At 48.0% G+C, this 7,710-nt stretch carries 8 protein-coding genes; 6 read left to right on the top strand and 2 right to left on the bottom strand.

Translation table 11 applies throughout. The annotated features are described in order from the left end of the window. From IEV53_RS14860 to IEV53_RS14640, 5 genes are all read left to right on the top strand, one after another. A partial coding sequence (locus tag IEV53_RS14860; RefSeq protein ID WP_229719932.1) for a hypothetical protein occupies window positions 1–181 on the top strand: 181 nt, incomplete at its 5' end. Window positions 182–427: 246 nt separating this feature from the next. After that, window positions 428–2,524 (top strand): hypothetical protein, encoded by a 2,097-nt coding sequence (locus IEV53_RS14655; protein WP_188427580.1) that lies wholly within the window; start codon window positions 428–430, stop codon window positions 2,522–2,524. Window positions 2,525–2,552: 28 nt separating this feature from the next. Continuing rightward, window positions 2,553–3,554 (top strand): glycosyltransferase family A protein, encoded by a 1,002-nt coding sequence (locus IEV53_RS14650; protein WP_188427579.1) that lies wholly within the window; start codon window positions 2,553–2,555, stop codon window positions 3,552–3,554. Window positions 3,555–3,657: 103 nt separating this feature from the next. Continuing rightward, complete coding sequence (locus tag IEV53_RS14645) at window positions 3,658–4,419, top strand: hypothetical protein (RefSeq protein ID WP_229719931.1); 762 nt, start codon at window positions 3,658–3,660, stop codon at window positions 4,417–4,419. Between the two features lie 400 nt (window positions 4,420–4,819). Further along, window positions 4,820–5,245: a hypothetical protein gene (locus IEV53_RS14640; protein ID WP_188427577.1), complete on the top strand. Its 426-nt coding sequence runs from the start codon at window positions 4,820–4,822 to the stop codon at window positions 5,243–5,245. 57 nt (window positions 5,246–5,302) lie between these two features. On the opposite strand, the gene IEV53_RS14635 is transcribed toward IEV53_RS14640, so the two are convergent. Further along, window positions 5,303–6,034, bottom strand: coding sequence for an FkbM family methyltransferase (locus IEV53_RS14635; protein ID WP_188427576.1), 732 nt, complete (start codon window positions 6,032–6,034; stop codon window positions 5,303–5,305). 367 nt (window positions 6,035–6,401) lie between these two features. Then, the gene (locus IEV53_RS14630; RefSeq protein WP_188427575.1) at window positions 6,402–7,124 is read right to left on the bottom strand and encodes a glycosyltransferase family 25 protein; all 723 of its coding nucleotides are present in this window, start codon (window positions 7,122–7,124) and stop codon (window positions 6,402–6,404) included. A 361-nt stretch (window positions 7,125–7,485) separates the two neighbouring features. Between IEV53_RS14630 and IEV53_RS14625 the strand changes: the two genes are divergently transcribed. Then, the coding region (locus IEV53_RS14625) for a flagellin N-terminal helical domain-containing protein (RefSeq protein ID WP_456304166.1) at window positions 7,486–7,710 on the top strand (225 nt) is incomplete at its 3' end.

Genomic DNA, 7,710 nt, shown 5'->3' with positions numbered 1-7,710 from the left:
TTCGGAAAGCTATTCCACAGGCCCACTCAGAACACGCGCCGCAATAACGACAGGCGAGCCAGCCGAATCGGCGCCCGTTCTAAACGTCGCCCATTTCCCCAAAGAAAAAACCCAGGTGCCAGTAAAGCTGACAACCTGCGCATGTGGCTTGCAACTGCCGTCCTGCCCGCTGTTATCCTGACGCGCACACCACGACCGCGAAAGCCCCCTCGCCTCAGTGAGCACTAGGCTCGACCGTAAACCTTCGCTGTGGGAAATGTCCCATCTTTCGAATTCGAAGGCTCATTCAGTTTGCGCGACAAGACGCAGACCTTCGATCAACCTTCCTTTAAATTCGGCAACGTTTCACTTCACGCACGAAATGCGCTGGTTTTCATCACCCTGCCGCGATATGATCTTAGCCCAATGACATTCGTTGAGCTTTATCATGTCTTTTAAAGATTTAGTTAATAAATCTGCTGCCATTTATCATAACAACGAAAAAAACTGGTTTCCCGATAAAAAGCTAATCGACGACATATGTAACGAATCTTCCAACTTCAATTTTATTTCTTTTGACGTTTTCGATACTGCCATCACCAGGATCGTTGACAGTCCTGTCGATGTCATGGCCGTCGTCGAAAAATCGTTGATCGATATATTTGGCGCTCAAGCGCGAGGGTTTGCCCTCGCGCGGGAAAATGCCGAGCGTTCGGCACGACATCTTGCGCAAAAGGTAGGGAAGATAGAAGTTACTTTTGAGGATATTTACGCAGAATTAAAGAAGTTTATTTCCTCTAACTTTGCTTTCGAACAAAAAGCAAAAGAATTGGAAATTGAATTTGAGCTGGACATATGCGTCCCCAATTTCGACATGAAAACCTTATTCAATTCTCTGCGCGAGAAAAATGTTTCCGTATTATTCATAAGCGATATGTATCATTCTGCTGATACGATAGGTCGCATACTTGAAAAATGTGGCTACAGCGATTGGCAGGATATACTGGTCTCCAGCGAATTACTGCATACAAAAGCCAGCGGAAGCCTATGGTCCCTGATCAGGCATAGATTTGGTGAAAATACACGCATCTTGCACATCGGAGATGACCTAGCAGGGGATGTCAACATGCCCCGTGCACATGGCTTCAACTCGATCTATTACGGGAGAATGCGGTCCGAAAGACGCGTAGGCGCCGATCTGACGCCTGATATTGTGCCGTTCTCCATTCTGCATCGAAGTGCCCACTTATCGAGCGTTGGCCGGGAGAAGCGTTTTCATGAAGAGTGGTGGCACACTCTCGGAGCGTCCTGGGGTAGCCTAATCGTCAGAGCATTCGTCGACTGGCTGGCAGAAAAGGTACAAAGCGAAAAAATTCAGCATCTCTATTTCTGCGCACGAGATGGATATCTGATCCAGAAGGGGTGGGATATTGCTGAAAAATACACTCCTGGTCCCGTAACATCGAGCTACCTCCACGTCTCCCGCCGTCCCTTGAACCTGGCTATGGGATACTGCACCAGCACCCCACACAAACTATCGCGAGAACTGGTAGAATTTTACTGCAAGACGTATGGAAATTTAACCGTAAATGACGTTTTGGAGCGTATCGAATTAGGTGAGAAAGAGAGAATCTTCTTCAAGAGAGAAGCTCAAAGCCTCTTTTCCTCGTTCAATAGCACTTTCTCTCACGACGACGCCAAGAAACTTGCTGAGCTACTGCAAAGAAATGCGTCACTGATCTATTACGGATTGAAAAACAACTACGATTCTGTGATCGGTTATCTTGATCAGGAAGGTCTTTTTTCGAAAACTAATGCGGCCATAGTGGATTTGGGCTGGGCTGGGACTCTTCAATGCTCAATCAATCAGATCATCCGACATCACGGCCGCAAAAACCTAGTATCGGGGTTTTATTACGGACTGTCCGACCCGTCCTCCGGCAATCACTACCGTGCTGGTCGCATGCTCAGTGCTTTCGGTTGCGGCTTCATACCCTTTGACCATCAGGTTCACTTGCGGAACGGCGTGGATATTCTGGAAACCCTGCATTCTGCCAGAGGCGGAAGTGTCATCAGCTACAGGAAGCAGGGGAATACATGGTTACCTTTATGCACTGAGAATACCGCCGAATTGCTACAATATGATCTGGTTGTTGCGCCGTTTCAAAAAGGTGTCATGGAGGCGCTGGAAAAATGGTCAACGAGTGAATCTGTCGGCCCTCTCGATAGCACTTACGCTATGGTCCCCGCAGCAATTGCTGCCATGCACTCTGTTTTTTGCTCGCCGTCTGACGAAGAACTCAAGCTACTGGGCTCCATAAAACATTGCCCGACGTTCGAGCATCACACTTATAGATCCCTAATCAATGAGAACGTTCCCGCCGACCTCGATGAAATGGTTGCCAGGATACGATCGGCGCCATGGCCTGTTGGCACCCTGAAGTCTTGGCAGGATAACAACCATGCCCATCGAGAGATTTTTCAAAAATTAGCCTTTGCGCTGATGTCTCACTTGGGTGAACGTCGCCTCAGACAGTTTCAGTAAGCTTTCCATCTTCAAAACAGGTCAGATCATGCAGCGTACAGGCAACGATAAGCAGAAGCTTTTCCCGAGCGTTAGACGTTGGGAAAATGATGGAGGCGGGGACAGCGTCGCGATCATTATGCGAACAAAAGATCGTCCCATCTTGCTGTCCAGAGCCATTGCAAGCGTCCTGAATCAAACCCATCACAACTGGATTCTCTACCTCGTCAATGACGGGGGGGATGGTCCTTCCTTCGAGGAGGTGGTTGACAGGTATAAACTTGGCCTCACGAGCAAGGTCAAGATTTTGCAGAATGAGCAAAGTCTCGGCATGGAGGCCGCCTCGAACTGCGCTCTATCCTTAGTTGGCGAGAGTTTCATTGTCGTTCACGACGACGACGATGCCTGGCACCCTGACTTTCTGGCAGAAACTGTCGCATATCTGCATAAAAACCGAGAATTCGCAGCAGTTGTCACGAATTGCGTCGTCATACATGAGATCGTTGAGGATAACAGGGCCGTAGAGTTGTTTCGCGAGAAGTGGTCGCAATGGAAACCATTTGTAGATGCCTGCGACTTGCTTTCCCGCAATATTTCCCCACCGATAAGCATGTTAATCCGCAGTTCGGTTGCCCAAATCGTGGGAAAATTTAATGACAGCCTCCCCGTCCTTGGCGACTGGGACTATAATATCAGAGTGTTCCTGGCAGGAGACATAGGGACAATAGACAAAGAACTATCTTATTACTATCAGAGACCGAAAGAAGACAGTATTTATAGTAATAGCGTCCGCGCTGGAGTCGATAAACACAATTTATATCAAACTCTATATCGAAATTCTCTTGTCAGGCGTCATCTCACTGATGATCCAAGCGCCCTAGGTGGAATTCATCTCCTTCTCGAGAAGATAGACCGCGCGAAAAACGAAATTGTCAGCGCAATCTACCAGTCGCACACAAAGATAGAGGCGGAAAATTTAGAGATAAAAACAAAATTGAGCAAAATAGAGATATTGATGGAAAATATTTTTCAGTCACCGTCCACAAAATAAAACAGATTTTCAATTTTGGCGGAAAGCCTCTTCGCGAATCGAACAAGAATAAACATGAGGCTAGAGCTTTCCACTCCACACCAGAAAAAGGTCTAATTTTATAATGCCAAGCATTGTCATATCGAGATATAACGAGAATATAGACTGGATAAAAAATATACCAGATTATTATAAAATTTTTTTATACAATAAAGGCCCTAAAAATGTCAGTCCCGAGATAACGAATAATGTCTATAAATACATAGAGCTTGAAAATGTAGGGAAAGAGTCTGACACTTATTTACTCCATATGATTTGCAATGTGGAAAACGACGATTCCTACACCGTGTTTTCTCAGGGCGATCCCTTCGATCACTCTGAGAATTTCCTTGCCTTGTTGTCTCATGAATTTTCGGGAGATGTGTGGGGATATGCTTCACAGTGGAAACCAGGCTACCCTCCCCAGAGCACTTTACAAAAATATTTCGCAAACAACCATGACGTTGCCAGAAACGAAATATTCTCGCTGTTCAATTGGGGGCCAATCCAGTCCTTCGACGAGGGTGCTTTCCTCATTTCCCGGCTCTATTTCGAGACTTTCGGCGTGAAAAATGGCATTAATATTGCTGCCGATTTCTTCGAAAAGATAGGTCATTACCGAGTTCGGGAGAAAGCGCTTAACGCTACATTCGGTGAGTTTTCCTACGGGGCCATATTCGGCGTCCGGAATCAGGCCATTCATTCAATAGAACGAGACATCTATATTAAGGCTCTGACTTTTGTGCGTTCCGCCGGAATGGCGGGACATATCATGGAGAGATTATGGCTCCATTTTTTTGACCATCCTTTCATCTGTTTCGACCCTAAAAATAATCATACCGCTTAAGTTCTGTAGCTGTAACACAACTAAAAACACTTACGCGCTTCTGGAAATCCGGGATACCGGGTTTTCAGGAGCTTAGACGAATGGTCTCGCTGCAAGTGGCATATCGCGCGTCAGACGAAACGCCTCGCGTCCGTCGATAGAAGGCGGGGGGCATAGATCTCCGTTTGTGCCTCCGGTGCAGCTGTTTGACCGCAAAGGACAGCGGTTCTTCGAGGGATCGTCGATGCTCTGCGGTATCTTGCTCACTCAGGCATAGAGCAGGAGGTGCTCACGGCTCACTCTACCTCATGCAGAACATATTCTGATGGCCCCGCAAATACATATGCCGTTCGCCGTCTCAGACCATCGAGACCGAGATGCACAAGGCAGAAATGCTGAACTATGACGCTACGGAACAGTCATGGGTTGTGAGCGCATCAATGCGGATGGCGGACAACTTCCGATCAGGCGCAGTTCTGACCATATTTCGGGTGGCGCGGGCTGCGAGGCAACCAGTGGAGGCATCATCAAGATCTGGTTGCAGGTGAAGCAGCAGTTCGCGGTTAGGGCCAGTAATCATTTGCCGCCGATGGACCGGTTGATCTCTCCCGGCTTCCACATTGGGATCAGCCAACAGTCAATTGCGACAAAAGTGTTCTCCGATCTCTCGCATCAACAACTCGTTGACTGCATAATCGGCTGGGTGACCCCGCTAATGGCGCCTCGTGAAGGGCTACGGAGAGCGGATCGATGTCGCAAAACAGAAAAACATGCCGTAGCGAAACGCTCATCCGTCGATCTCGAAGAAGCTTTTATATACTCCCGCCGATGGATGAAGCGTATTTAGTGCTTATCACAATATCCGGCTTGGGAGCAGGAACGCGATATATGCTCCACAATACCCTTAAATAGCAACTCTGGTAAATACTAGATTTATGCCTGTTTGCGCTTGCAGCTTATAAGAACGACTTTCCATATAATTGATTATTTTACGAGTATTACCCTCTGAGAAATGTTCGCTTGGTTCGCACTGAATAATATATGGCTTGTAAGATTCAAAATCTATGGATTTTATAATATCGTAGTCCAATCCCTCACAATCAATAGAAAGAAAATCGATGTTGCCAACTTCTTTCATAAGCCTATTGACGTGTATATTAGGAACCCTGATTTCATGTGAAATTCCGCCGTACCCGGAAAAATCACCGAAACTATGGATATGCGCGGCATTCATGGAGGATAATTCAGACGTCTGCCCTACGTAAAAGACGACCTCTTCCCGATCTGAGTCAGATATCGCACATTGAACGATTGCGTCCCTCGGTCTTACTTTTTGCAGATCGGAAATCAGACGAGGATCAGCTTCCACTAGAACGCCCCTCGCTCCGTATTTCTTATAAAGGAGATAGGTATTGCTGGTCGAAATCGGGTGGTTTGCCCCTATCTCAACGTAAATAACGTCGCTCATCTCACGTTTTTCGCGCTGCATTTGCGCCCGCAACAGGGAAGCAACGATGAGATCTTCCCCGTCCTGAGAATATGTTTCTGGAAGAAAAACGGATATGCCATCAAGAGACGAGGACTGTACCGAATTTTTTGCGTTTTCATCTGAGACGAACTGATTTTTAATATCCATAAACAATCCCCCAATTCATAGTCGATTTGCGCTTCTTTTCCACAAGGCAAGGTCCTAACATCCTCGCGCTCTTGCCTTGGTTTTCGTATTTCCACCTCAAAGCGCCGCGCTTCAGTCCAATCGAAAATCGAAAGTGCCCCGACTAGCAGCGCATACCACGCCGAGGCTTAGTCTACGTTAATAGTGCTTCCCAGCTTCTCACCTCAACGAGGCCGACAGACACTGGCGGGAAGGCGCTTTTGCGCGAAGCGAGCGCTACGCCAAGTGTTACCCTCACACGCAAAACGTATGAAAGCGCGAAAAATTGCCTGGCCAAAGGCGCCCATTACGAATTTCCGGCCTTCTCATTGCCCGTTTCTAGCGGACTCTAGGTATTGAGCGATTTCTCAGTCATATTATCGGTCAAACATAGGGGCGGGAAGCTCGTGAAGGCCTGCATTCCCGCGTAAAACATATTCATCAGATGATCGACTGACGATGTAGTAATATTTCTTCCACCCAAGGAGTCGTAGGAGACAACCTCGTCACGTAGCGGCAAGCATTTCTCCAACATCAATTTGGCGCCCTTCGGCGATATTGCATACCCGCATATACCGAAAGTATGCTCGAGTCTGAACGGAGCGGATTTTACCATCTTTCTATGAAAATTATTTATATTTTTCCTTACCTCATCTTGTGATTGCGTCACAATACAGGGCGAGATACCCGGAAGCATATGAAATTTCAGTGTCGTATCGGGATTATTTCCCCACAGTACTATATCCCAATCAGGCTCGACCTGGGCAAGGATGGACGCGCTCTCTTCATCAAAATTACGACACAAAAAGGCATCGTCCTCAAATATATGCGCGGCGCGCTCATTCTTCGCAACCGCCCCCCAGAGAGCGATATGTGTGAGCCCTGAACCCAAAGCACCCCGAGTGAAACTGCACTCAGGATGTATCAGCCCCATCTTTCTCATGGCATCAACATCCATCGCCGAACCGTCAATGCCAGGAGCATGAACAAGGCCGGGGATATGAGCATTAGCCTGCAGAAAGCGCTCCGTTCGTGCAGGCGTGCGCTCAAGACTGATGAAAAATTTATCCACTGCTTCTATCCGAGAAAAAATGATGCCTATGGCTTCGGCTCCCTCAAAGGCAGGTCACCTCGACAAATTCAGATGAGTTGTGTGCAGCCATATAATTCCCCAAGCATGCACGATCGGTCTTCCCCGCGCAATCTTACCCCGAGGACATGAGCACAGATCCGGATTGAGCCTCGACGAAATTTCCCACACCCTCGATACAATCACTCCTTTGCTCGATGCCGACGAGGCCCGCAGGCAACTTCCTGATCCTGCCGCACCCTTAGCAGATCTCTATCGCTGGGATTTCGCACTGGCATAAGATCGGGTGCACCATGCCAATTCTGCCGTTTTTGGTAATCTTCTCTTATCCATTTCGGGATTTATGGTGTTTGCGTGGCCCGATATCTGGGCAAGCACCAGGAGAAATTCGATGAGCCTTTCGATCAACACCAATGCCTCGGCGATGGTTGCCGTTCAGACCCTGAACGCCACGCAGTCCGCCCTGAGCAGTGCAGAAAACACCATCTCGACCGGCCTGAAGGTCTCGAGCGCCGCTGACAACGCCGCTGCCTACGGCATTGCCCAGCAGATGCAGGGCAATGTTTCC

It is taken from the genome of Asaia siamensis (assembly GCF_014635085.1).
Taxonomy (GTDB): Bacteria; Pseudomonadota; Alphaproteobacteria; order Acetobacterales; family Acetobacteraceae; genus Asaia; species Asaia siamensis.
This window is presented reverse-complemented; position numbering and strand designations above follow the sequence as displayed.

Bases quoted from the DNA above. Each gene is read 5' to 3' on its own strand.
- IEV53_RS14655 (WP_188427580.1), top strand. From the start codon at position 428: ATGTCTTTTAAAGATTTAGTTAATAAATCTGCTGCCATTTATCATAAC.
- IEV53_RS14650 (WP_188427579.1), top strand. From the start codon at position 2,553: ATGCAGCGTACAGGCAACGATAAGCAGAAGCTTTTCCCGAGCGTTAGA.
- IEV53_RS14645 (WP_229719931.1), top strand. From the start codon at position 3,658: ATGCCAAGCATTGTCATATCGAGATATAACGAGAATATAGACTGGATA.
- IEV53_RS14640 (WP_188427577.1), top strand. From the start codon at position 4,820: ATGGGTTGTGAGCGCATCAATGCGGATGGCGGACAACTTCCGATCAGG.
- IEV53_RS14635 (WP_188427576.1), bottom strand. From the start codon at position 6,034: ATGGATATTAAAAATCAGTTCGTCTCAGATGAAAACGCAAAAAATTCG.